Origin of the sequence: Microcystis aeruginosa NIES-4325, from assembly GCF_008974145.1 — a bacterium.
Classification (GTDB): Bacteria; Cyanobacteriota; Cyanobacteriia; order Cyanobacteriales; family Microcystaceae; genus Microcystis; species Microcystis aeruginosa_G.
The window spans coordinates 76,914-100,013 of record NZ_BJKP01000007.1 but is presented as its reverse complement, the minus strand read 5'-3'; the positions used below and the strand labels follow the sequence as shown (position 1 = coordinate 100,013).

The window sequence follows — 23,100 nt, the reverse complement described above, 5'->3', positions numbered from 1 at the left end:
ACTAGAAACCGCTAGAGATAACACGATATTTTGAAGATTTTTCTAAAAAGCTTCAAAAGCTGATCCTGTCTAAGTTTCTGGTGGTATGAATTTTTTACTATGATTATCATCTTTTGGGGGAGAATATCGATCGACCAACATTTCCGCCGATCGCCGGTGTTTTTCCGCCATTTCTGGGGGAGAGAGAATCTGGGCCTGTTCGAGATAGCGCTGTACCCACCAGAGGAATTCTTCCAGGGAACGGGACGGGAGAGCGATGTGGTAGTCGATCGACTTAAGGATTTTCGTCTGCGGGTCGATCTGGGGATTTGTCAACTTCTGCCGGGGGTGACGCGCTTCTCCCTCCTGGATAAAGTAACTCACAGGATGAAAAAAGCGAACTTTAACGGTAATTAGGGTTAATTGTGCCGCTAATTCCAATTTTTGCGCTGCTAAATCCCCCAAATTCAAGCCCCAGCCATTTTTAATCAGTTTGTGGGCGTTATTGAGGCTGTGGCGCTGTTCTTCGAGGGAGCGAGAGGGTTCTGGGAGGATTCGACAATGACCGGCGAAACGATTGAGTCGGCCGATGGCCAGACAGCCCTCGGCATAGGTTTCGTAGAGGAGATACCAGCCAATGTCACGGTAAATTAACTGGAGGGGATAGATCGGGAAGGGCCCGATAAATTTCTTTTGATAGGGATCGATCGGTCGGGCGATCTCGATTACTTCTCCCCGAACAATGGCCTGTTCTACGGTGTCGATTTTCTCGTATAAAGTTTGGCGATATTCTCCCCGTTCCATCATCTCTTCGGGATCGGTATAGTTGATCGGTCGATCGAGTTGTTCCCAGACGGGATAGAGAAAGTCAGCCCGGGATCCGAGTGTAAACCCTTGAAGACGGCGATCGAGTTGGTGATAGACCTGACGGATTCTCGGATCACCCTGATAGAGGGCTCGGGAGCGGAGTGCATCAAAGGCGATTTTAAGTTCGTCGGGACTCATAACCCCGGTGCCGAGATAATACCCCCAGCGATAGATGTGGCGATCGAGAATTTTGTAATCCCGTAGGGTCGTTATGTCTTTTCTCAGGGTGGCAATGGAGGGATATTCCGCGGGCCAACCGAGGGCGAGGGTGGCGGCGAGTTCTCTCACCCGTTCCTGTACTTCTGTTAATGCGTTGTGATCTTTCCCCGAATGGTAATTTTCCGAGGGATCGAGGGTTTGATAACCGACTCCGGGGTGTCGGACGAGGGTGGCGATCAGGAGCATAAGTCGCTGGAATTCGCGACTATCTCGTTCACGCAGTGTTCTTTCCCTAGGGGATTTGGGGGGCTGAGTCATACTAAATCCGTTGAGTACAGGCTAGTTATGAGGAGAGGCAAAAGGCAGGGGGCAAAAGGCAAGGGGAATAAATAATCAGTTTTTAATAACTGGATTTAGAGTCATACAGATGCAATCGGTTCAGTCAAGGGGAAAGCCGATATAAATTTACTTCACCCCGAGGGCTAGAAAATCCGATCAGGACTGGAAAAATTAGCTGATCGATCGAGGGGTTAAATTATTGGCTTTTTAGGGTATTGAAGAGATATTTAGGGCTATCTTGGTAGGGACTGTCGCTCTCTATCTAGGAAAAAAAGGTTATGTATATATCCAAAAGGAGTGCTTTCATTCGGAATTGTACGGTATCGGGAGTTAATGGAACAATTACGCTGATTATCCTCTTAATTGCACCTTTAGGATTACTGGCGGTGATTGTGAACACGGCCCTGATCACGCTTTCCACATTTATCGTTGTTTCTCTCGGCGATCGAGTGGTGATCTGGCTCTGGCAAGATCGATTACCGGATAGTATCAGAGGAACATACAGACTCACCCATCGAGAAGCCAATCGCTCGATCGAAAGAAGACGGGACGAGTGAGGGAGGTATCCAGATGAGATGTCTGTATGTTTCCCAACAGGGTTGTTATGTGTCTGTCAAGGGGGAAAACCTGCTGGTTAAGCGAGAAGGGCAGGTTCTAGGGTCGGTACAATTACCTCTGGTGGAACAGGTTTTGATTTTTGGCAAGTCTCAGATGACTACCGAGGCGATCCGCGCTTGTTTACGGAAAAATATCCCGATCGTTTATCTGTCACGCATGGGTTATTGTTACGGGCGCTCGATCTCGATCGAGCGGGGTTATCGTTATCTAAGTCGTTACCAGCAGCAGTTGAGCGCGAGCGATCGATTAATAGTAGCCAGGACGATCGTGGGGGCGAAATTAAAAAATAGTCGGGTTATTCTGCTCCGACAACAGAGGAAAAGGGGAACGGATAATATGGCTCGCTCGATTCAAAGTATCGAGTATCTGATCGAACAGTCGGCCAAGGCCCAGAGTATTGATCGTCTGATCGGTTTTGAGGGAGCGGCAGCCCACAGTTATTTTTCGGCGTTGGGAGACTGTTTGATCAATCCTGATTTCACCTTTTTAGGTCGTTCCCGTCGTCCTCCGGGTAATCCGGTCAATGCGATTTTGAGTTTCGGTTATCAGGTACTATGGAACCATTTGCTGGCTTTAATCGAGCTTCAAGGACTCGATCCTTATGATGCTTGTTTGCATCATAGTTCGGAACGTCACGCTGCCTTAGCTTCTGATTTAATCGAGGAATTTCGCGCACCGATTATCGATTCTTTGATGTTGTATCTTGTTAATCGAAATGTGATCAGTGTTCTAGAAGATTTTGACTATCGAAATGGTGGCTGTTATTTAAATAGTTCCGGGCGAAAAAAAATGTTAAGAGCTTTTGTTCAGCGAATGGAAGAAGAACTACAATCCGGCGAGGAGGAAAAACAACCGCGCTGGGATTTGTTATACCAACAGGTTAAATGCTTTAAATCCTTTGTTTATTCCCCCAGTAATGGGTATCAGCCTTATTTGATCCGTTAATCATGTTATTTTATGTCATCGCCTATGATATTCCCTGCAATAAAAGACGTAAAAAAGTGGCTGATTTACTAGAAGGATACGGCCAACGGGTTCAGTATTCAGTTTTCGAGTGTGTTTTAAGCAAATCTCTATACAATCAGTTAAGAGAACGCCTGCAAAAGCAAATCAAAGAAAACGAGGATAGTATTCGATTTTACCCCATCTCTGGCCATACTTTAGCACAAATAGAGACTTTAGGCGGTGTCCCGCTAACTAAACCGCCAAGTTCTACGATCATCTGATTCGGTATCATCGACTAGCGACGGATAGGGGGGGGAGCAGATAACCTCGGTTTCCGGTAAAATACCTCGATCTACCACAGGATAAGGGTTTTGTGGTTTATGGGGTTGACGGTGCGACCGTATCTAGCTATAATTAACTTATCCGTCGCAACTGGCTTCTGAACCTCAATCCTGTTCGGACGTTTGCCTACTGGCACTCTCTACTCGCTAGAGTAATTAATTGAATGGAAACGATTTCTCGTTCACAGGCGATTACATGGTGCATGATTAACTCTCTACTCGCTAGAGTAATTAATTGAATGGAAACTGAGGTTATCTTTATTTTGTTTTCTGTGATATTAATTTCCTCTCTACTCGCTAGAGTAATTAATTGAATGGAAACGTCAAAGTCGGCATAAAGTGTTAATGTTGTTGTTTCCTCTCTACTCGCTAGAGTAATTAATTGAATGGAAACATAAGTGTTTCAATTCCATTATTGTATAGGATGTAATCTCTCTACTCGCTAGAGTAATTAATTGAATGGAAACTTAATACTTGTTTCTGGGATAGCGCTGCGACTTCTTTGAGCCACCTCTCTACTCGCTAGAGTAATTAATTGAATGGAAACTTACATCTCTTCGTCTGTAGTCAAGTTCTGGTAATTCCATTGACTCTCTACTCGCTAGAGTAATTAATTGAATGGAAACCCACCGAATGTCTAAAGTATTATTGATAATCTTTAAATCCTCTCTACTCGCTAGAGTAATTAATTGAATGGAAACTAAATTTTAGCTTTTTCAATAACTTTTGTTGCTTTTTCCTCTCTACTCGCTAGAGTAATTAATTGAATGGAAACACATTAATAAAAATTATAGCGGTGTGCAGTCGTATGAGGTACAGTGTCACGAGCTATAAACCATGCTAGGCAAAGCTTGGTTTGTATCTCACTCAAGCGCTTACCGCTATAATGGCTTCATAGAGTTAAACTCTCTACTCGCTAGAGTAATTAATTGAATGGAAACAATTGGTTAAGATCATCCAAGCGTTCCATGGTTTTTCTCTCTACTCGCTAGAGTAATTAATTGAATGGAAACCTTGTTTATGAGACGATTTAGATGCTAAATGACTGGCAAACTCTCTACTCGCTAGAGTAATTAATTGAATGGAAACTGGTCATGTTTTACCACCTAGTCAGTTTGAGATTCCGCTCTCTACTCGCACTTAGAAATTAAGGTTCTTCCGAACTTACACTGTAGAAAATTCCTCAAGCTCCCTCTCTGTTCAGCAAGGTTCTAAAGTTGATAAATATCAATCCGACAAAAGCTAAAAGTTTTAGGATACAAGCTTTACAAGCATGAGTTGTTGATAGTTTTACATGACAGGTTCGGTAGAGCCGATTTTTCTAAAAAGCTTCAAAAGCTGATCCTGTCTAAGTTTCTGTTTGTATAGATTTTTTTCTATGATTATCATCTTTGGATAGTGTTAGGCAAATACAACCCCCTATCTGGTAAAATCTCTTGACCTACCATAAGATAGAGATTTTGGCGGTTTATATAGCTGATTTACGACCGTATCTAGCTATAATTAACTTATCCGTCGCAACTGGCTTCTAAACCCCAATCCTGTTCGGACGTTTGCCTACTGGCTCTCTCTACTTGCGCTTAGAAATTAGTTAAATGGAAACATTTGTAACAGAATCGTCTTATCCCTTCCCCTAAAATCTTACTCTCTGCTTACGCTTAGAAATTAATTGAATGGAAACAAATGAATTATCCCTCTTTCAAGTTTTCAACTGCCCAACTCTCTACTCGCGTACTTAGAAATTAATTGAATGGAAACAAACGCTCAAAAATAAATTCGTAAAAGTCTTGACGAATTACTCTCTAATTGCGCACTTAGAAATTAATTGGATGGAAACATCTTAGTTTGGTAGGGGTGATTCATGAATCATGAATCACCCCTACTGTCTCTCTACTCGCCTTTAAAAATTATAGCGGTTCTCGCATCTGTGCGGTACACTTAAATCTTTGCTGATTAAGCTGTTCATAATCGTAAATGTACCTCTTGTGAATCAGAAACGCTATAATTGAATGGCAACATAATTGGTAATAAATTCCTAAGATTAATTTAGCAACCTTAATAGGTTATGGTCTAATTAATTTCAATTTATTATAAATTTTTTCAGGAAAAAGAAATTTTAAAACTGTAGAGTATTTGTATTGACTCTAAGGTTATATGATGATTAAAGCTAAAATCTTCTCTCTCGGTTTGTTATTAACTATGCAGTCGGCATCTTTTGCTAGTCCAGTTAATACCTTGACTGGTAGTGTAGCAATTATTAATAAAGTTGCTCCGATTAACGGTATTTGGACAATAGGCAGTCCGTGTGTAGCATTGGGCGGTTTTGGCGATATTGAGTCTGGTGGCACTGTTGTTTTAAGGAATGACCAAGATAAAATCATTGCTGTAGGCAACTTAAGTAATGGGGTTTTAGGTGTAAAGTCTTCTTATTGGGTTTGTGTTTTTAATTTTTCTCTTGCTAATGTACCTGAATCTCCTTTTTATACTTTGTCGCTAGGAAACAGAAATCCTTTTGCTATTTCCATCGAAAGACTAAAAGAAATAAATTGGATGTTAAAGCTTGTAATTTGAATTAAAATAAAACCTCTTGCTGTGACAGCAAGGGGTAAAATTGCAAGAGGAGACGCTCTCTACTTGCGCTTGAAAATTAATTGAATGGAAACCGCTCAAATTCTATTTTTGTACCTGTACTCTCTTCTAACTCTCTACTCGGGCTTAGAAATTAATTGAATGGAAACATTTTGTCTCCTTTGTTCGTTTGTTGTTTGTTATTTGCTCTCTAATTGCACTTAGAAATTAATTGAATGGAAACATCTTAGTAGGGGTGATTCATTAATCAACCCTACTGTTTCTTTACTTGCATTTAGAAATTAATTAGATGGAAACCTTTTATTTGTTTAGTTGGTTATTTTTATTCTATTTATTGCCTGTTTTTGTACCTTTGAAAAATATAGTACACCCAAGCGACGACATTTAATCAATATATATGTACTAGTAAAGTGATTTTTGGGTTATAAACTGAAAACCATTACTGTGTATAGGGTTCACCACAAGGTATAGTTTCACTTATATAGCTATATATAAGCGAAACTATACCTTGTGCTTTTTGATACATTTTTGAGACTTGGTAGGACTGTCACCATGACATAATCGAGAACCTACCTAGTGGTTTAAAGCCTTAACCAGACTAGATAAAGACAACAAGGCTAAATACCCCATCGGGATATTTTCCTTATCTCACAGCCTAAAAATCGAGCGAACTCTACTTTTTTCGCAAAAAAGTAGTACAGTTGGACGGGAAAAACTCCTTTTTTGTTTGTATATGTTATAATGAAATCTCTCTAATTGCGCTTAGAAATTAATTGAATAGAAACTTCCTAGTTTGGTAGAGTTGATTCATGAATTACCCCTACCGTCTCTCTACTTACCCTTAGAAATTAATTGAATGGAAACCAAAAATAAAGCCCACCAAAATAAATAATGTGGGCTTCTCTACTCGCACTTAGAAATTAATTGAATGGAGACCCCTTACCCGCTACAACAATTGATTATCTGCCGAAATAACAGACTACCATCGGTCAAATTGAGCAGCGGATCGGCGGCGCGTTCGGGATGAGGCATCATTCCCAGCACATTTCCTGCTTTATTGGTAATTCCTGCAATATTATTTAACGAACCGTTGGGATTGCCCGACTCATTTACCTCTCCTGTGGGAGTACAGTAACGCCAGAGAATTTGTCCGTTATCTTCCAGAGATTTTAACGTATCTTCTGCGGCATAATAACGCCCTTCCCCGTGGGCAATGGGCAAATTAAGCACCTGTTGCGGTTGATAACCCCGCGTCCAGACAGATTGATTATTTTCCACTTTTACCGGCACTCGATCGCAGATAAAATGTAAATCGCGATTGCGAATTAAGGCACCGGGTAACAGCCCAATTTCCGTTAATACCTGAAACCCGTTACAGATGCCTAAAACTAATTTACCTTTTTCGGCTTCTTCTCGGACAGTTTTCATCGCTGGCGAAAATCGAGCGATCGCACCACAGCGCAAATAATCGCCGTAACTAAATCCCCCTGGCACCACGATCACATCCACATCCCCTAGATCCGTCTCTTGATGCCAAATATAGCGGGTAGGTTGCTGAAAAATCCCCTCCGTCACCGTTGCCACATCTCGATCGCAATTCGATCCGGGGAAAACAATAATCCCAAACTTCATAATTTTTAACTTGGTTAAGTTTTTTAGCAGAAGGTGACAGGTAAATTTTACTTATTTGCCCTACCTCCCGTCTTCTGACTCCTGACTTCCATCTACTGACAATGCAAATCAAAGCGATAATTTTCAATTACAGGATTAGCCAATAGTTGATCGCACATTTGATCCAATTGTGCGCGGGCGCTGATTTCATCCGCTGCTGTCAAGGTAAGCTCAATATACTTACCAATTCGCACCCCAGCCACAGTATCATAACCTAATTGCTTTAATCCCGACTCTACCGCCGTACCCGCCGGATCGAGCACCGAGGGGCGCAGGGTAACATAAATAAAGCACTGATAATTTTTTGGCATAGAATTAACTTTGATCGCTGACCTTTTTGATATGAAATCCCAACGCACCCGATCGCAAGAGCGCATTATCCACTTACTCAAAACCTTAAATCGGGCAGTATCCGCTCAGGAATTGTTTGTGGAACTCCGTCAGCGTGACCAAAATATGGGGTTAGCCACTGTTTACCGCGCCCTAGAATCCCTAAAATTACAGGGTGCAGTGCAGGTGAGAACCCTAGCCACAGGAGAATCCCTCTACAGTTCCGTTCAGCAGGATCAACACCATCTTACCTGTATTCATTGCGGTCGGTCTATAGTCTTTAATGAGTGTCCCGTTCACGAATTGGAAGAAAAACTCGAAAAATCCCACCAATTCAAGGTTTATTACCATACTCTCGAATTTTTTGGACTTTGCGATCGCTGTCAACCCAGTTAGGTAAGCGGTACTACATTGAAACTGCCGACCGGGTAATTTTTAGTACAAATGCTCGGAATGACAACTCTGGCCCTGCCAACTCCAGTGCTGTCTGACAGAGGTTAAACTGTTGTTTGGCCTTGGACTGTTTTCAGAGGGATTAACTCCGGTTGACTGTAGTGAAGATGACTGTTGAGGGGGGATAACAAGGGGAAAAAGGGCTGATGTAAACTAATCAATTGAGCGAGAGTTTTTTTGAGATGGGGACGAGGAACGATCGCATCGACAAACCCATGTTTTAACAAATATTCCGATGTTTGGAAACCTTCCGGCAATTTCTCCCGCAAAGTCTGTTCAATTACCCGTTTACCAGCAAAACCGATAGTAGCCTTCGGTTCAGCGATAATAATATCTCCCAACATAGCAAAACTGGCCGTAACTCCTCCCGTGGTGGGATTAGTCAAGACGGGAATATAGAGTAATTTTGCTTCCCGATGCCGGTTAAGGGCGCCGGAAATCTTGGCCATCTGCATTAAACTTAACATTCCCTCCTGCATTCTCGCCCCGCCAGAAGCGCAGATGATCACCAGGGGCAAACTTTCATCGGTAGCGCGTTCCGTCAAACGACAGAGTTTTTCTCCCACCACCGATCCCATGCTACCCCCCATGAAACGGAAGTCCATCACCCCTAAAGCGAAGGGTAAACCATCGATCGTCCCTGTTCCTGTCCGGACAGCATCCGTCAGACCGGTTTTTTCTTGGGTTTCCCGCAGGCGATCGCTATAACTTTTCCGATCGCGAAATTTGAGAGGATCCGTCGGTCGAATCTGTTCATCGAGGCAATTCCAACTATTAGCATCCACTAACTGGCGAATTCTTTCTTCACTTTCCACCCGATTATGATGACCGCAATCGAGACAAACCAGTTGATTAGCTAATAAATCCTTCGTATAGGCCAAAACCCCGCAATTTGGGCATTTTGTCCACAAACCATCGGCTATTTCTCGTTCCTGTTGTTGTTGAACCTTGGGTTCTGTTTTTTGGCGATTTGCAAACCAATCAAATAGAGACATAGTTTAAAACAAAGACAATTTATCGACTTTCCTCTAGAGGACTTAATAATAAAAGTGCTGTCCAGCGATCTTGGGGACGGACTTGTAGGGCGGCCTGATGCCCCTGGCCGCAATAAATACCGGGGCCAATAGCGATAACGCGACTGGGGATGTGGTGAGCTTTGAGCATTTCCTCTAGCCAATCGGCTTACCCTAGACTGGAAGTTGTTCTAATGGTGATCCAAGATACGGAAGACTATTGTATCAAGATTTAATTACAAGATAGCTTTTTTTACAAGAAAGGGAAAAAAATGGTTTGATAGGCCGAGATGATCTTATCACTCCAAAAGACACTCATCAGAGCGCCGAGGGCAAGAAATGGCCCAAAGGGCATAGCTTGTTTTTTCCCCATTTTACCAAGAAAAATGCCCGTCATACCGATGGCCGCCCCGACAGCGCAGGCCAGAAAAGCGGTGACTAATAATGCTTGCCATCCTAACCAAGCGCCGATCATAGCCGCTAATTTGGCATCTCCTCCCCCCATGGCCTGTTGTCCGAGGGCCAAACTCCCCCCCCACCGGATCAGATCAAATAACCAGACTCCTAAAACCGCACTAGCGATCGCTGAAAAGAGATAGATAACAGTTTGATTATTTTGCCAACCTAAAAGAGTTTGGAAAACTATCCCTAAAACTAATCCCGATTGGGTGAGGGAGTTAGGAAGGGTCATCGTGTCAAAATCAATCAAAGCTAAAGCTAATAACCAACTGAGGAGAATCCAATGGCCGAGGGTCTGCCAAGAAAAGCTAAAATCTCTCAAAACCAGACAAAATAACAAACCGGTAAAAGTTTCGATCGCTGGATAACGGACAGAAATCGGCGTTTTGCACCAGCGACAGCGACCCCCTAGCCATAACCAGCCGAAAACGGGTATATTCTCGCTTTTACCTAACCGATGGTGACATTTCGGACAGTGGGAAGGGGGATAAACTAGAGATATCCCCTGGGGTAATCTATAGATGACCACGTTTAAAAAACTGCCCACCGAGGCACCAAAAGCGAAGACAAAGGCAAAAGTAACTAGATGAAAGAGGGTTTCCATAGATTCAAGGCTGAAATCCGATCACTTTCCTAGAATACTCGGTTATAGCAGTTATCTTAATAGCGAGATCGGAAGTTTTCCTTTTGGGGAGTCAGTCCTCGATACCAAATTAGGTTATCATGCTATTGACTATGCAAGGGAGGCTATGGGTGAGTCTATTAAGTTTTACCATTTAAATAAGCCTTACGGGTTTTTCTCGAACTTCGCACCATACCCAATCTATCTAAAAGATAGAATATGGCCTACCTCAGAACATTATTTTCAGGCTCAGAAGTTTGTTAATACTCCTGATGAAGAAGAAATTCGACAAGCCAAAACCGCACGAGAGGCGGCCGAGATGGGACGGGATCGTCGCAGACCACTGCGTCAAGATTGGCAAATCATAAAAGATGATGTCATGCGAGAGGCTCTATATGCCAAATTTACACAACATCCTGACTTGACTGAAAAGATACTTTTAACAGGTGATCTAAAGCTGATTGAGCAGACAAAAAATGATAGATACTGGGGTGATGGTGGAGATGGAACTGGATTGAATAGGCTGGGTCAGCTATTGATGGAAATCCGTGAACGAATACGTTAGGATTTTTCCAGCGGCCAGTAGATAGTTGACTGGTTAGCTAACCAAGGCCAGGACGGGGAAAAGATGCCACTATCTCCCCTCTTAAGCATCCAGTAATAATACTTCAGGCTCATCCATAAAGGTGAATTTTCTTTTGGGCTTTTTTAGTGGATAATTAGCGGGGATAACCCTACATAATGGGGGGTAAAACCGCACTATCAGACTCAAGGGGAACCTGACAAAATTAAATTATCCCAGTCAATGAGGAAAAATTAATGAAACCGATTGTTGAATCTTTTTACAACTGGTACAGCAGCAAAATCACTCACCCTAAATATCGTTGGATTATCATTCTGGGAACTATGGTTTATCTGTTTAGCCCCCTTGATATTTCTCCTGACGTTTTCCCGATTATTGGTTGGATTGATGATGGGATTGTCCTCACTCTTTTAACCACGGAATTATCGCGATTAGTTCTTGATTATCGCACTCGCCGTCCGGGAGGAGTGAAGAATCAAACCGAAGTTTCTTCCCCCACCAATGCCGTTGATACTGATGCTGTAGAAGTCCCCCTTCGATAGTCTTTTCTTCTCACTCCTACTCGCTTTTTTTCCTTAACGATCCAAACCAGTTAGGAAAAGATGGTCTTTGCCCCTTGCTATTTTACGAGACTAGGCTTCCGTTTTAGCTTTTGATCGCTAATTTAGTCAAGTGATTGGCCTATAATAATAACTGTAGTCACCCCTATTCTTTAGGGATAATTCTTGGTTTAGGGTTGATGTCCTTCAGCGCAAGCGAGATTGGTTATGAAAATTAGCGAACTAGAAAACTACTTGGCTCAGGTTAAGTCAGAGATTGGTGACATCGATATCGTCTATCAATGTCGCAACCAGCACTATAGTTGGTTAGACAAAATTAGAAGCCATCAACTAAAAGTGTTAAAAAATACCGCAGATACTAAACTATTAATTTCTCTGCAATAGCCATTTTTTCTTGCTAGATGCTGGCCCTGTCATCCCGTCTGTCTAATCTGCTTAACAGTTTATCTTTTCTTCCCTGTCGATAGGTTCTTAAACCAGCCGCGTCGCCAAAAGAAAATGATTAAACTGAAAGCAACGGTTAGCATCAACACCCAGACGAATACATAGCCCCAATACCATTCTAATTCGGGCATATTATAGGGGGATTTATCAGTATTAAAGTTCATGCCATAAACACCGACAATAAAGGTGAGAGGGATAAAAATCGTCGAGATTACCGTTAAAGTTTTCATAATCTCGTTCATTTTATTACTCACGGAAGACAGGTAAAAATCCATTAAACCATTGGCAAATTCCCGGTAATTTTCGATAACATCGAGAATTTGTACCACATGGTCATAACAGTCCCTTAGATAGGGTTTAATCGTTGTATCGATGACAATATACTCATCCCGTAAAAGGGTATTGAGGGTGTCTCTTTGCGGCCAAATTGCCCGTCGCAGGGAGAGTAATTCCTGACGTATTTGGTAAATTTTTGATAAAGTCTGTTCCGTGGGACTGGCTAAAATTTCGTTTTCTAACTCCTCGATTCTTTCTCCGTAGGACTCTAAAACAGGAAAATAACCGTCAATAATGGCATCCCAAATCGAGTAGGCTAAATAACCCGATTTTTGCTGCCGGATGGAACCTTTATTTAAACGGATTCTTTCCCTAATCCCCTCTAAAGAATCGTATTGTCCTTCTTCCTGCACGGTTAAAACATAATTCTTCCCGACTATTAAACTGATTTGTTCTAGCAAAAAACCCTGATGATCGATCAGGATGGCCATTGGCACTATTATTAAAATATAATTCTCGCATTCTTCCACTTTTGGTCTTTGGGGAATACTGACTATATCCTCAAGGGTTAAGGGATGTAAATGAAAAATTGCCCCCAACTCTTGCAGTTTATCTTCATTACCCAAACCGACGATATCGATCCAAGAGATGGAATCGTTGGATAAATATTTAAGACAGTCTTGGGGTAAGAGATTATTAACTCTAGTGGCTTGTTGGGGGTTATAATTAATTAAAAATATCTCCGTAGCAAGGGCATTTTCATCGATGGTGATTAACCCCGGCATCGTACCAGGTTGGTTATAGTGATAATCGTAAAGGTGGGGTTTTGTCTGGGAAGATTTTCGCCCTTTTTTATACCTAGTTAATCTTTTGTTATTGCTCATAGTTGAGATCGATCGCTGTTGGCCTTTTTCTTAGCATTGATTGCTCAAAAATTCGGCAATTTTTAGCTAACTTTAAGATTGTCCCAGATTGTTAAAAAACAAAGATTAAACGTAAATGCCAATTATTAGCCGTTTCTCTCTCGATTTCGATGCGACGGATAAACTCGCGAAAATAAAAACGGCGCTCGATTTCCGATAAATCTCGCCAAAATTGCGGAAAAGCAACGGCACGAGCGATAATAGTCAGGTTATCCGGGGGTAATTGGTCTAAACGTCCTTGGATTTGTGCGATCTCGTTTTTCAGTTTATAGGCCCGTAGATTAGCCGTTTCTTGATCTAAAATTCCCGCCGCTTCTAGGGAGGGCAATTGCGACAAAATATCGTTTTTTTGCCCTATTTCCTCGCTCATTCCCCGTTTGATCGCCTCTAAATCAGGTAAAGATATCTGAGCGATCGTCGGTGGTAGATCTTGACAAATGCGCTCGATTGTGCTATCGAGAATTTTTTCATAAGCGATCGCCGAACATTTTTTTGTCCGGGGACATTGCAATGGTCGCAAATAGAGGTATTCTAGGCCTTTTCCTCGCGCTGTGACTTTGGTAATCGTCATCCCGGATTGACATTGACTACAGACGACTAAACCCGCTAAGGAACGCGGGGCGCTGGCACTGCGGGGGGGTAATTTGCGATTATTTCTCAGGATGCGATCGATCTGGGCTGCTTCTTCCCGGGAGATAATCGGAGTGTGGGTATCGGGGATAATATCTTGGCCGAGATAGCACAAATCGCCGCGATAAACGGGATTGGTCAGCCATTTATGGGCAGTAGCTACCGATATCTTTTTGCCGTAGCGTTTTTCTAGATAGCGCACCGTAGAACGCAGGGAAGCAGAAATCAAAAAGCGATCAAAAAAGTCTTTGACTACTGGTGCGGTACTGCGATCGAGTATATAACGCTCCTTGCCACGACGATAACCGTAGGGGGCTTTTCCGGGGGGAGGCAAAGCTTGCAGACGATTGTGAGCGTGACCTGCTTTTAAACGATTACTTAGTTCGTTTTTTGATATTTCTTGCAGAATATTGGCAAAATTTAGCTTATAATCTGGGTCTTCTAGGGCGATTATATCTATGTCGAGGGCTTCTAAGGATTGTAAAATTTTGCTAACTTCTGTGCCATTGTCTCCCAATTCTGCTAGGCGACGCAGGATCAGCAGTTGGGGGGGGGTTCCTTGACAATCGCGGAGTAGTTGCTGGCGTTGTGAGCGATCGCCAAAATCTTGATACACTTGTTCGGGAGAATAGGACAAAATCGAGTTATCGGGGGGACTATCGAGCAGGGGGTTAGTATAGGTGTAGGCGATAATTTTCATGCTTTCCCAAAATTCTTGTCTAGATAAGCTGTTAAGCATCGATAACAGTTATCTTAATGGTGAGATAGGAATTTTTCGTTTTGGCAAGTTGGTTGTAGATACCTGTTTGCTGTTAAGATAAGTTACGGTGTGGCGATTATAAGTCGTCTAGAGATGTGAGTAAAAGCGTCAATCGTGATAGTATGTAGTTAGACTTCGACCATTTGGGAGAGGCAAACTATGATAGATTATAATTTGGATGCGGCGCATAGCATTCTCTATATGCAACCTAAGTCTGCGCTCGCGGCGGAAGATTTTGTCAAGATTGCGGAGGCAGTGGATCCCCACATTGAAGCCACTGGTGGCCTTGCTGGCGTAATCATTGAAGTCCCTACGTTCACTGGCTGGGAAAGTTTTGGTGCCCTGGTCGCTCATTTCCGGCTGATACGCGACCATCACAAGTACGTCAGTAAGGTGGCCGTGGTGACTGATTCTACTCTGGTTAAACTGATCGAAAGTCTGGCTTCCCACTTTGTCTCGGCTGAAGTCCGGCAGTTCCCTGGGGGGGAAACTGAGGTGGCAACCCAATGGATATTAGGCGACTCCTGATTTTCTTCAGGTCGACTGGATAGGCTTTGGGGTTTGTTGTCATCTTCAAGACTGCCGCTAGTGGTCTCCTGTTGGACTGATATACTATCTGGGGACTTAACAAAATTGAGTCCCTATTGTGTTGTTTTGAGCAACTGAGTTGAAGATAGAAATGCCGAGTGCTTCCCTTACCAGTCTGGACTACTATGACCGGGTGAATCCTGACCTATTGCGCTTATTACCGCCAGATGCCTCGGTGATTGTGGAAGTGGGTTGTGGCGCAGGCGTGTTGGGGCAGTATTATAAGGAAATTAATCCCAATGCTAATTATATTGGCATAGAACTGAATGCCCAAGCGGCCGAAATTGCGAAAACTCGCTTGGATCAAGTCATTGTCGGCAATGTCGAGTCCTTGGATTTAGGGACTATCATTCTGCCCAATAGCGTAGATTGTTTGATTTATGGCGATGTTTTGGCTCTCCTAGACTGGTTATAGCAAATTAGTAGTTTAAATGAGCCTAAACCCTTAAATATCCTGGAATCCAACAAAGCCAAAAGCTTTTGGCTCTCCCCGGTTTGGTGGGTAAAGTGTATTCTAAGATACAGTCTTGGGGCAGTGAGTGGAATGAACCACAGAGACACAAAGGACACAAAGATCGATCAATCCTATGTAAGTTAAACTTATCACACAGAATCTAGAAGAGCCAGCTTTTTTTATTAAAATTGCTTTTTTGAATTATGGCGATCCTTACTTGGCAGGGCTTGCGTCGATTATTTTCTGCTAATATATCATAACTACTCGCTTAAGAGCCATCTTCTTTCATTCATAAATTGACTTGGATGAAAAATATAGTCATTGCAGATAAGTCTGATACAATCTAGACCGGTTGAATCCTTAGGAACTCTGGCATTGATATTCTCAATCTTAATTGCAATGACTATAGTAAGGAAAAAGATAATGCTTCAAGTTTATTTGGACTCGCCGAACGTCCGAAGTCTCACGGCCGAAACCTACCGCCACGAAAAACTTTTTCAACCAACCCTATATAGGAGCGCTCAATCTTTGTCTCCTTTGTGTCTTTGTGGTTACTTCCACTCTCTAGCTTACTTGTCTCCCGGTCAACTTTTTTCTCTAATCTTGTTAAATTCTAAAATTAATGGCGGTACTTTAATTGATCGTCGTACCGCCATGGTAAAATTCTAGATATAGGTAGCCCAAGATTTTGCCCAGGCAAGAATTTCATCAACTCGATCGAGGGTTGAAGATTCACAGTAGAGACGCAAAACCGGTTCTGTGCCACTAAAGCGAATTAACAACCAACTGCCATCTTCTAAACGGAATTTATAACCGTCCATAGTATTACAATCAGTCACTGGTTTACCGGCAATTTCCCTTAAGGGTTCCTTAGCCAAAGCAGTAATTAACTGATCGCGAGCTTCCATATTAGCTAGGGGTAAATCAATGCGATCATACTGAGAATGAAACCCGGTTTTATCCTGTAATTGTGCGTAAAGATCGCTTAAATCTTGGCCCGATTCTACCACTGCTTCCAAAACGTATAAAGCTGATAATAAAGCATCCCGTTCGGGAATGTGAGTACCATAACCGACACCTCCGGATTCTTCCCCACCAATTAACACAGGAGTGGTCAACATTCGATCGGCGATATACTTATAACCGATCGGGGTTTCAAAGACCGATAAACCGTATAAACTGGCTAATTTGGGGATTAAATCGGAACCGCTTACCGTTTTAACGATTTCTCCTCTCATTCCCTTTTTGCCGGCTAAATGCTCGATTAGAATCGGGATGAGATTTTGGGTGCTTAAAAAATTCCCCCGACCATCGATCGCCGCCACTCGATCGCTATCGCCATCGAAGACCAAACCTACTCGCAAAGGGGCTAAATTTGCGCTTTGAGCCAGCTTATCGATGATTTCCCTCAAATTTCTCGGTAAAGGTTCTGGAGAGCCGCCACCGAACAAAGGATCGCGATTGCCGCGTAATTCCGTGATCCCCACCCCCAAAAGACGCTCTAAACCGGTAGCCGCCGCACCGTGCATGACATCGGAATAAACTTTTAGTTGTCCCGATTTGATCGCGTTGGCAATAGCGGCAATATTAACTTTTTGGCGTAAACCCTGACAATAACTTGACCAAGGCTCAAAAGTGCTTAATTTACCCGCATTGGCGTTAAACTGCGGCGGATTAGACAATAAAGCTTCAATTTGCTGGGTAATTTCTGGCGAGACAGAACCACCAAAATAACCTTTAACCTTCAAACCGAGATATTTAGCCGGGTTGTGACTGGCGGTTAACACGATCGCACCGAGAGCATTTTCTGCTCGAGCTGCCCAACTAAAAGCGGGAGTGGGAGCGTAGGATTGGGAGACAAGCACGTCAAAACCAGCTTTTTGCAGCGATTCCGCCGCAGTTTGAGCAAAATCCTCCGCCATAAACCGCCGATCATAGCCGACGATAATTGTCCGCGAACCTGTGATCTGACCATAATTATCTGCTAAAACCTGAGCCGCCAAGGGAGCGAGCAGAGCGACTCGATCGAAAGTAAAATCGGCGGCGATAATCCCGCGCCAGCCATCGGTTCCAAATTTAATCGGGTTCACGGTGGTGATGATTTACCCCTAAATATCCATTTTTCCAATACTTTACCCCGCTCCGTACCCCTTGGCGATAGGCAATGGGGGGATAGGGGAGATGGGGGATTTTTCAGTGATCAGTAAACAGTAATCAGTAATCAGTGAAAACACAGTAGGAAAATTCTATTTAATACTGCACACTTAAAATTCAAATCTGATAACTGATAACTTACCCATTGATAACTGATAACTGATAACTGATAACTGAAATCCCAACACCTTTTCATTTTTCCCGATCATCGGTTTTGGCTGCCGGATCGAGGGCGCCGACTTCACTGGCTAATAATTTTTCCATTAACATTTGTAACTTCATCCGTTCTATATAGGGCCATCCCCCGGTTTCCTCAATATCCCGGAGTAATCCGTATAAGTCCTTACGGGTATTGGGTAAAGATGGCTCGAACATCTGCTCGCGAATTTGCCGATGTAAATTTTCTAAAGTTCGCAGCAACATTAACAAACCGTTACAATTTCCCTGCTGTTCTTCGGCGATCGCTGTCACCGTCGTTACAAGGGAATACAGTTGGCTATCTAATTGGCTATTATCTCCCGGCAATCGGCTATTCATCGAAATTTTTGCATCTGAAAACAGTCACACCGATCATATCAGTCATCAGTTATCAGTTACTCAGAGCCTGCTGCCCCTGCCTCCCATCTTCTCAATGGTCACTGATCTTTGATAAACTGAGTTTCGGTGAATTGGCGCAACCGATTCGATAATTGATCAGGCTATGGATCAAGGGTAGTAATTGTAAAGATTGACAAAGAGAGGTTGACATAGATGAGATTTCGTGCCTTGTTAGTTGCCTTTTTAGCCTTGTGCTTAGGGGTGTTGACAGCTTGTAGCGACGCACCTAGTGCCGTCCTGAATAGAAACGAGCTAACCTATGATGAAATTTTAAACACTGGATTAGCTAACAAATGTCCGCAGATTTCCGAGTTTACCCGGGGTACTCTCCCCTTAGAAAGCGGCGAAAGTTATGTGGTGACAGATTTATGTTTGGAACCCCAAGAATATTTTGTCAAGGGTGAACCAGTTAATAAGCGGGAAGCAGCTGCCTTTATTCCGGGTAAACTCTTAACCAGAGATACCACCAGTTTAGAACAGATGACAGCGACCTTAACCGTAGGTGAAGACGGTGTTTTAACCCTCAAGGAAGAGGACGGTATCGATTTCCAACCCGTTACCGTACAATTGCCCGGAGGTGAAAGAGTTCCCTTCTTCTTTACCATGAAAGGTTTCACTGGCAAAACCGAAGCTGGATTTAGCTCTATCAACAGTTCCACGGATTTTGAGGGCGACTTTAAAGTTCCTTCCTATCGTGGTGCTGGTTTCTTGGATCCCAAAGGTCGGGGTGTGGTGACGGGTTATGATAATGCTGTCGCTTTACCCGCTAGTGCTGATAGTCAAGATTTCCAGCGTGCTAACGTGAAAGCGACGGAACTGGGTAAAGGTACTATGTCTTTACAGGTAACTAAAGTTGACGCTTCTACTGGGGAGTTTGCTGGTGTTTTTGAAAGTGAACAGCCTTCCGACACTGATTTAGGGGCAAAAGATGCTGAAGAAGTGAAAATTCGCGGCATTTTCTACGGTCGTCTCGAAGCTCGCGCCTAATTAATAAATTCAGAATTTCTGGAAATTAAGGCGAATTTCTCCCTAGAGAAGTTCGCTTTTTTTCTGCTCTCTTGGGGTTGTTGAGCGGTGACATTAAAGTTTTTTGTCCTAGTGGTTGAGACTTCTAGCCTGATTTCTAAAAGGTGCTGCCATAGGTATGATCGAGTTAAACTTTAGCCCAAGATTTTACCATGGAGATCGAACGTCTTAACGCCCTTTCCGATAATTATATTTTTCTCCTCTACGATCGATCGCAAAAAATCGCGGCTGTGGTGGATCCGGCGGAACCTGAACCGGTTTTCAGGCGATTAGAGGCTTTACAGGTGGATTTAGTCGCTATTTTCAATACCCATCACCACGGCGACCATGTGGGGGCTAATCAGGCTTTAATTAATCGTTATCCCCATCTTTGTGTTTATGGGGGAAAGGAGGATCGCGGTCGTATTCCGGGGCAGCAGCTGTTTTTAGAGGAGGGGGACCGAGTGGAATTTGCCGGTCGCTGGGCCGAGGTTTTCTTTGTTCCCGGCCACACTCGCGCCCATATTGCCTATTATTTTCCCGCGGTTAACCCCGGAGATTACGGCGAGTTATTCTGTGGTGATACCCTGTTTTCTGGGGGTTGTGGTCGTTTATTTGAGGGAACACCGGGCCAAATGGTGGCTTCTTTAACTAAATTGCGATCGCTGCCTGACCAGACTAGGGTTTGGTGCGCTCACGAATATACGTTAAATAATTTAAAGTTTGCCTTGACAGTTGACCCTAATAATGCTGCTCTGCAACAGCGTTATCGGGAAGTGGTGAAAGATCGCGCTGAAGATATTCCCACGATTCCGGCAATTTTGGGGACGGAAAAGCTGACTAATCCTTTTTTGCGTTGGGATAGTCCCGCTTTGGCAATGACTATGGATAGCAATGAACCAGTACAAGTGTTTGCGCGGCTGCGGGGGAAAAAAGATAATTTTTAAGTAGTCGTGCAAAATAAATTTCCCAGTGAAGAAAGGCAATAGGCAATAGGTAGGGTTGATTCATGAATCAACCCTACTAGGGGGTAGGGGGGATCCAAGGCAAAATCTATCCCTACAAGCTCAAGGGTTGCGGATCTAACTTCAAATCGGCAAGACTGACCTCACCGTGACCATTTACCGCCACCTCTAGGGGCAAATTGCCGTGATAAGCTTGGATTAACAGGGTTTTTAAGTCCTCAATCAGGGGATAACGGGGATTGGCTCCGGTACACTGATCATCGAAGGCTTGTTCAGCTAAATGGTCTAATTTGGCCATAAATTCGGCTTCAGTTTCGGGAATTACCTCTTTAATACTGGCCGGAATACCGATTTCCCGTTTTAAACATTCGATCGCTAATACCAATCTTTCCACACTTTCGGTCTCGCTTTCTCCTCCCAATCCCAAGGAATGAGCGATTCTGGCATAGCGCCACTTCACGTTAGGATATTTGTACTGAGAGAAAGTGGCCTGTTTAAAGGGGGCATCGGTGGCATTATAGAGGATGACGTGGGAAATCATCAAGGCATTGGCCAGACCGTGGGGAATATGGAAAATTGCCCCTAATTGGTGAGCCATGGAGTGACAGATGCCTAAAAAGCCATTAGCGAAGGCCATTCCTGCCATTGTCGCCGCGTAATGGACTTTTTCCCGCGCTTTCGGGTCTTTAGCTCCGTTATGATAGGAACTGGGCAGATATTTAAACAGCAGTCGGATGGCATCTTGAGCAAGAGCATTAGTATATTCTGAGGCTAAAACCGAGACGTAGGCCTCAAGAGCGTGAGTTAAAGCGTCAATTCCGCCGTAGGCTGTTAATTTTTTCGGCATATTCAGCACTAATTCTGGATCGACGATGGCCATGCTGGGAGTTAGGGCATAATCTGCCAAAGGATATTTAATATTATTACGGCGATCGGTCACGACGGCGAAGGGAGTCACTTCTGATCCTGTTCCCGAAGTGGTGGGAATACAAACCATGAGAGCTTTTTCGCCTAAAGGGGGCAATTCATAGACTCGTTTGCGGATATCCATAAAACGCATGGCCAAGCTCTCGAATTCTATCTCTGGATGCTCGTAGAGTAGCCACATGATTTTAGCGGCATCCATGGGGGAACCACCACCGATAGCGATAATTACATCGGGATTGAAGGTATTAATGACATTTAACCCCCGTTCGACGGTTTCTAGGGAAGGATCGGGTTCCACATCATAAAAGATATTAACCGTGATGCCGATTTCTTCTAAAATTTCCTGTAAAGTTGCGGTAACTCCTAGGTCGAAAAGAGGTTTATCGGTGACAATAAAGGCCCGTTTTTTGCCGGCTAATTCCCGAATAGCTACGGGTAATGCTCCGTATTTAAAATATACTTTTGGTGGTACTCGGAACCAAAGCATATTTTCCCGGCGCTCGGCTACGGTTTTAATATTTAATAGGTGGGTAGGTTCGACGTTTTCGCTGATGGAATTACCGCCCCAAGTGCCACAACCGAGGGTTAAACTAGGATCGAGACGGAAGTTATAGATATCACCAATTGCACCCTGGGAGGAAGGGGTATTAATTAATACCCGGGCCGTTTGTACGTTGTCTTGAAAGCGCTTAATATGTTCCCGATTGGAGGGTGCGGTATAAAGCACGGCCGTATGACCTCGACCGGCAAATAAGACCAGTTTTTCGGCTTTTTTTACCCCATCTTCAAAGTCTTTGGCCCGGTACATGGCTAAAATTGGCGAGAGTTTTTCGTAGGAAAATGGTTCCTCTAAGCCAATATTTTCTACTTCTCCGATTAGTAATCGGGTATCTTCGGGAACGGAAATTCCGGCCATGGTGGCTAATTTTTCTACCGGTTGTCCGACAATATCGGGGTTGATATGACCATCTTTGAGGAGAATCTCGGCGACTTTTTCCCTTTCTTCGGGGGAAAGAAGATAGGCCCCGCGATCAATAAATTCCTGTCGAACTTCTTCATAGATGCTATCGACAACGATTACCGATTGTTCGGATGCGCAAATCATGCCGTTATCAAAGGTTTTACTGAGAATAATCGAGGAAACGGCCATTTTTATGTGAGCGGTTTCGTCCACTAAAGCGGGGGTATTGCCGGCACCGACTCCTAGGGAAGGTCTTCCGGAAGAATAGGCCGCTTTTACCATACCAGGACCGCCGGTAGCAAGGATTAAATTAATGCTGGGATGTTGCATTAATGCTTGGGAAAGTTCCACCGATGGCTGATCTATCCAACCAATAATACCAGCCGGCGCACCCGCTTTGACGGCCGCTTCTAAGACTATTTTGGCCGCCGCGATCGTGCAGTCTTTGGCTCGCGGATGGGGGGAAAAAATGATGCCGTTGCGGGTTTTCAGGGCAATTAGGGCTTTAAAAATGGCTGTGGCGGTGGGATTTGTGGTGGGTACGATCCCCGCTAAAATGCCCACGGGTTCGGCGATTTTTTGCAATCCAAAGGATTTATCTTCTTCGATAATGCCGCAGGTTTTGCTGTGTTTATATTTGTTGTAGATGATTTCTGAGGCAAAATGGTTTTTAATCACTTTATCTTCTATTACTCCCATCCCTGTCTCTTGTACTGCCATTTTAGCCAAAGGAATGCGCGCGTTGTTGGCTGCTAATGCCGCTTTTTTGAAGATAAGATCTACTTGTTCTTGGTTATAGTTGGCAAATTGTTGTTGAGCTTTTTTTACCTGTTGTATCAGTTCTTCTAGCTCTTGTTTATTGGTAACTATCATAACAATTTTGTCGAA

General features: G+C 43.5%; 24 protein-coding genes and 1 CRISPR repeat array. Of the genes, 13 read left to right on the top strand and 11 right to left on the bottom strand.

Annotation, left to right across the window (positions count from 1 at the left end; all coding sequences use genetic code 11):
- Positions 1-69: 69 nt before the first annotated feature.
- The gene (locus tag MiAbW_RS05870) at positions 70-1,323 is read right to left on the bottom strand and encodes a helix-turn-helix transcriptional regulator (RefSeq protein ID WP_151695318.1); all 1,254 of its coding nucleotides are present in this window, start codon (positions 1,321-1,323) and stop codon (positions 70-72) included.
- 299 nt (positions 1,324-1,622) lie between these two features.
- On the opposite strand from MiAbW_RS05870, the gene csx18 reads away from it, so the two are divergent.
- From csx18 to MiAbW_RS05850, 4 genes are all read left to right on the top strand, one after another.
- On the top strand, positions 1,623-1,901 hold the full coding sequence (gene csx18, locus MiAbW_RS05865; RefSeq protein ID WP_151695317.1) for a CRISPR-associated protein Csx18: 279 nt from the start codon (positions 1,623-1,625) through the stop codon (positions 1,899-1,901).
- A 13-nt stretch (positions 1,902-1,914) separates the two neighbouring features.
- Complete coding sequence (cas1, locus tag MiAbW_RS05860) at positions 1,915-2,907, top strand: CRISPR-associated endonuclease Cas1 (protein WP_151695316.1); 993 nt, start codon at positions 1,915-1,917, stop codon at positions 2,905-2,907.
- A gap of 2 nt (positions 2,908-2,909) precedes the next feature.
- A complete protein-coding gene (cas2, locus tag MiAbW_RS05855; RefSeq protein ID WP_151695315.1) occupies positions 2,910-3,188 on the top strand; it encodes a CRISPR-associated endonuclease Cas2 in 279 nt (92 codons plus the stop codon).
- A gap of 196 nt (positions 3,189-3,384) precedes the next feature.
- Positions 3,385-4,023: a CRISPR direct-repeat array (repeat unit 36 nt; unit sequence CTCTCTACTCGCTAGAGTAATTAATTGAATGGAAAC).
- Between the two features lie 1,382 nt (positions 4,024-5,405).
- Positions 5,406-5,819, top strand: coding sequence for a hypothetical protein (locus tag MiAbW_RS05850; RefSeq protein ID WP_238707201.1), 414 nt, complete (start codon positions 5,406-5,408; stop codon positions 5,817-5,819).
- Positions 5,820-6,776: 957 nt separating this feature from the next.
- Here MiAbW_RS05850 and purQ read toward each other — a convergent pair.
- On the bottom strand, positions 6,777-7,469 hold the full coding sequence (gene purQ / locus MiAbW_RS05845; RefSeq protein WP_151695313.1) for a phosphoribosylformylglycinamidine synthase subunit PurQ: 693 nt from the start codon (positions 7,467-7,469) through the stop codon (positions 6,777-6,779).
- 92 nt (positions 7,470-7,561) lie between these two features.
- Entirely contained in the window at positions 7,562-7,819 is a 258-nt protein-coding gene (purS, locus tag MiAbW_RS05840) for a phosphoribosylformylglycinamidine synthase subunit PurS (RefSeq protein WP_151695312.1), read from the bottom strand.
- Positions 7,820-7,850: 31 nt separating this feature from the next.
- On the opposite strand from purS, the gene MiAbW_RS05835 reads away from it, so the two are divergent.
- Positions 7,851-8,234, top strand: a complete 384-nt coding sequence (locus MiAbW_RS05835) for a Fur family transcriptional regulator (protein ID WP_002734059.1) — start codon at positions 7,851-7,853, stop codon at positions 8,232-8,234.
- 101 nt (positions 8,235-8,335) lie between these two features.
- Here MiAbW_RS05835 and accD read toward each other — a convergent pair whose 3' ends face one another.
- The 3 genes from accD to MiAbW_RS05825 form a co-directional block, all read right to left on the bottom strand.
- Entirely contained in the window at positions 8,336-9,286 is a 951-nt protein-coding gene (accD, locus tag MiAbW_RS05830; RefSeq protein WP_151695311.1) for an acetyl-CoA carboxylase, carboxyltransferase subunit beta, read from the bottom strand.
- Between the two features lie 19 nt (positions 9,287-9,305).
- Positions 9,306-9,455, bottom strand: a complete 150-nt coding sequence (locus MiAbW_RS19535; protein ID WP_172967345.1) for a hypothetical protein — start codon at positions 9,453-9,455, stop codon at positions 9,306-9,308.
- Positions 9,456-9,557: 102 nt separating this feature from the next.
- On the bottom strand, positions 9,558-10,367 hold the full coding sequence (locus tag MiAbW_RS05825; RefSeq protein WP_151695310.1) for a prepilin peptidase: 810 nt from the start codon (positions 10,365-10,367) through the stop codon (positions 9,558-9,560).
- Positions 10,368-10,512: 145 nt separating this feature from the next.
- Here MiAbW_RS05825 and MiAbW_RS05820 point away from each other — a divergent pair, with 145 nt between their 5' ends.
- From MiAbW_RS05820 to MiAbW_RS19530, 3 genes are all read left to right on the top strand, one after another.
- A complete protein-coding gene (locus MiAbW_RS05820; protein ID WP_151695309.1) occupies positions 10,513-10,950 on the top strand; it encodes an NADAR family protein in 438 nt (145 codons plus the stop codon).
- A 254-nt stretch (positions 10,951-11,204) separates the two neighbouring features.
- Positions 11,205-11,510 carry a YkvA family protein gene (locus MiAbW_RS05815; RefSeq protein WP_151695308.1) on the top strand — a complete coding sequence of 102 codons (306 nt, stop codon included), beginning with the start codon at positions 11,205-11,207 and terminating at the stop codon, positions 11,508-11,510.
- Positions 11,511-11,735: 225 nt separating this feature from the next.
- Complete coding sequence (locus MiAbW_RS19530) at positions 11,736-11,912, top strand: hypothetical protein (protein WP_008199960.1); 177 nt, start codon at positions 11,736-11,738, stop codon at positions 11,910-11,912.
- A gap of 59 nt (positions 11,913-11,971) precedes the next feature.
- Here MiAbW_RS19530 and corA read toward each other — a convergent pair whose 3' ends face one another.
- On the bottom strand, positions 11,972-13,132 hold the full coding sequence (corA, locus tag MiAbW_RS05810; RefSeq protein ID WP_151695307.1) for a magnesium/cobalt transporter CorA: 1,161 nt from the start codon (positions 13,130-13,132) through the stop codon (positions 11,972-11,974).
- A 91-nt stretch (positions 13,133-13,223) separates the two neighbouring features.
- Entirely contained in the window at positions 13,224-14,501 is a 1,278-nt protein-coding gene (locus MiAbW_RS05805) for a recombinase family protein (protein ID WP_151695354.1), read from the bottom strand.
- 219 nt (positions 14,502-14,720) lie between these two features.
- On the opposite strand from MiAbW_RS05805, the gene MiAbW_RS05800 reads away from it, so the two are divergent.
- From MiAbW_RS05800 to MiAbW_RS05790, 3 genes are all read left to right on the top strand, one after another.
- Positions 14,721-15,089, top strand: coding sequence for an STAS/SEC14 domain-containing protein (locus MiAbW_RS05800; RefSeq protein ID WP_151695306.1), 369 nt, complete (start codon positions 14,721-14,723; stop codon positions 15,087-15,089).
- 151 nt (positions 15,090-15,240) lie between these two features.
- Complete coding sequence (locus MiAbW_RS05795) at positions 15,241-15,564, top strand: class I SAM-dependent methyltransferase (protein WP_238707200.1); 324 nt, start codon at positions 15,241-15,243, stop codon at positions 15,562-15,564.
- Positions 15,565-16,026: 462 nt separating this feature from the next.
- Positions 16,027-16,272, top strand: a complete 246-nt coding sequence (locus MiAbW_RS05790; protein ID WP_151695305.1) for a hypothetical protein — start codon at positions 16,027-16,029, stop codon at positions 16,270-16,272.
- On the opposite strand, the gene MiAbW_RS05785 is transcribed toward MiAbW_RS05790, so the two are convergent.
- Positions 16,269-17,702 carry a phosphoglucomutase/phosphomannomutase family protein gene (locus tag MiAbW_RS05785; RefSeq protein WP_151695304.1) on the bottom strand — a complete coding sequence of 478 codons (1,434 nt, stop codon included), beginning with the start codon at positions 17,700-17,702 and terminating at the stop codon, positions 16,269-16,271. The two genes, MiAbW_RS05790 and MiAbW_RS05785, sit on opposite strands and share 4 nt — an antisense overlap.
- Before the next feature lie 247 nt (positions 17,703-17,949).
- Entirely contained in the window at positions 17,950-18,294 is a 345-nt protein-coding gene (locus tag MiAbW_RS05780) for a hypothetical protein (RefSeq protein ID WP_151695303.1), read from the bottom strand.
- 213 nt (positions 18,295-18,507) lie between these two features.
- On the opposite strand from MiAbW_RS05780, the gene MiAbW_RS05775 reads away from it, so the two are divergent.
- On the top strand, positions 18,508-19,341 hold the full coding sequence (locus tag MiAbW_RS05775) for a photosystem II manganese-stabilizing polypeptide (protein WP_151695302.1): 834 nt from the start codon (positions 18,508-18,510) through the stop codon (positions 19,339-19,341).
- Positions 19,342-19,532: 191 nt separating this feature from the next.
- Complete coding sequence (gene gloB, locus MiAbW_RS05770; protein WP_151695301.1) at positions 19,533-20,306, top strand: hydroxyacylglutathione hydrolase; 774 nt, start codon at positions 19,533-19,535, stop codon at positions 20,304-20,306.
- A gap of 112 nt (positions 20,307-20,418) precedes the next feature.
- Here gloB and adhE read toward each other — a convergent pair whose 3' ends face one another.
- Complete coding sequence (adhE, locus tag MiAbW_RS05765; protein WP_151695300.1) at positions 20,419-23,085, bottom strand: bifunctional acetaldehyde-CoA/alcohol dehydrogenase; 2,667 nt, start codon at positions 23,083-23,085, stop codon at positions 20,419-20,421.
- Positions 23,086-23,100: the final 15 nt, after the last annotated feature.

What these genes read in the sequence shown, in the direction of transcription:
- MiAbW_RS05870 (WP_151695318.1), bottom strand. Translation starts at nt 1,323, where the DNA reads ATGACTCAGCCCCCCAAATCCCCTAGGGAAAGAACACTGCGTGAACGA.
- csx18 (WP_151695317.1), top strand. Translation starts at nt 1,623, where the DNA reads ATGTATATATCCAAAAGGAGTGCTTTCATTCGGAATTGTACGGTATCG.
- cas1 (WP_151695316.1), top strand. Translation starts at nt 1,915, where the DNA reads ATGAGATGTCTGTATGTTTCCCAACAGGGTTGTTATGTGTCTGTCAAG.
- cas2 (WP_151695315.1), top strand. Translation starts at nt 2,910, where the DNA reads ATGTTATTTTATGTCATCGCCTATGATATTCCCTGCAATAAAAGACGT.
- MiAbW_RS05850 (WP_238707201.1), top strand. Translation starts at nt 5,406, where the DNA reads ATGATTAAAGCTAAAATCTTCTCTCTCGGTTTGTTATTAACTATGCAG.
- purQ (WP_151695313.1), bottom strand. Translation starts at nt 7,469, where the DNA reads ATGAAGTTTGGGATTATTGTTTTCCCCGGATCGAATTGCGATCGAGAT.
- purS (WP_151695312.1), bottom strand. Translation starts at nt 7,819, where the DNA reads ATGCCAAAAAATTATCAGTGCTTTATTTATGTTACCCTGCGCCCCTCG.
- MiAbW_RS05835 (WP_002734059.1), top strand. Translation starts at nt 7,851, where the DNA reads ATGAAATCCCAACGCACCCGATCGCAAGAGCGCATTATCCACTTACTC.
- accD (WP_151695311.1), bottom strand. Translation starts at nt 9,286, where the DNA reads ATGTCTCTATTTGATTGGTTTGCAAATCGCCAAAAAACAGAACCCAAG.
- MiAbW_RS19535 (WP_172967345.1), bottom strand. Translation starts at nt 9,455, where the DNA reads ATGCTCAAAGCTCACCACATCCCCAGTCGCGTTATCGCTATTGGCCCC.
- MiAbW_RS05825 (WP_151695310.1), bottom strand. Translation starts at nt 10,367, where the DNA reads ATGGAAACCCTCTTTCATCTAGTTACTTTTGCCTTTGTCTTCGCTTTT.
- MiAbW_RS05820 (WP_151695309.1), top strand. Translation starts at nt 10,513, where the DNA reads ATGGGTGAGTCTATTAAGTTTTACCATTTAAATAAGCCTTACGGGTTT.
- MiAbW_RS05815 (WP_151695308.1), top strand. Translation starts at nt 11,205, where the DNA reads ATGAAACCGATTGTTGAATCTTTTTACAACTGGTACAGCAGCAAAATC.
- MiAbW_RS19530 (WP_008199960.1), top strand. Translation starts at nt 11,736, where the DNA reads ATGAAAATTAGCGAACTAGAAAACTACTTGGCTCAGGTTAAGTCAGAG.
- corA (WP_151695307.1), bottom strand. Translation starts at nt 13,132, where the DNA reads ATGAGCAATAACAAAAGATTAACTAGGTATAAAAAAGGGCGAAAATCT.
- MiAbW_RS05805 (WP_151695354.1), bottom strand. Translation starts at nt 14,501, where the DNA reads ATGAAAATTATCGCCTACACCTATACTAACCCCCTGCTCGATAGTCCC.
- MiAbW_RS05800 (WP_151695306.1), top strand. Translation starts at nt 14,721, where the DNA reads ATGATAGATTATAATTTGGATGCGGCGCATAGCATTCTCTATATGCAA.
- MiAbW_RS05795 (WP_238707200.1), top strand. Translation starts at nt 15,241, where the DNA reads ATGCCGAGTGCTTCCCTTACCAGTCTGGACTACTATGACCGGGTGAAT.
- MiAbW_RS05790 (WP_151695305.1), top strand. Translation starts at nt 16,027, where the DNA reads ATGCTTCAAGTTTATTTGGACTCGCCGAACGTCCGAAGTCTCACGGCC.
- MiAbW_RS05780 (WP_151695303.1), bottom strand. Translation starts at nt 18,294, where the DNA reads ATGAATAGCCGATTGCCGGGAGATAATAGCCAATTAGATAGCCAACTG.
- MiAbW_RS05775 (WP_151695302.1), top strand. Translation starts at nt 18,508, where the DNA reads ATGAGATTTCGTGCCTTGTTAGTTGCCTTTTTAGCCTTGTGCTTAGGG.
- gloB (WP_151695301.1), top strand. Translation starts at nt 19,533, where the DNA reads ATGGAGATCGAACGTCTTAACGCCCTTTCCGATAATTATATTTTTCTC.
- adhE (WP_151695300.1), bottom strand. Translation starts at nt 23,085, where the DNA reads ATGATAGTTACCAATAAACAAGAGCTAGAAGAACTGATACAACAGGTA.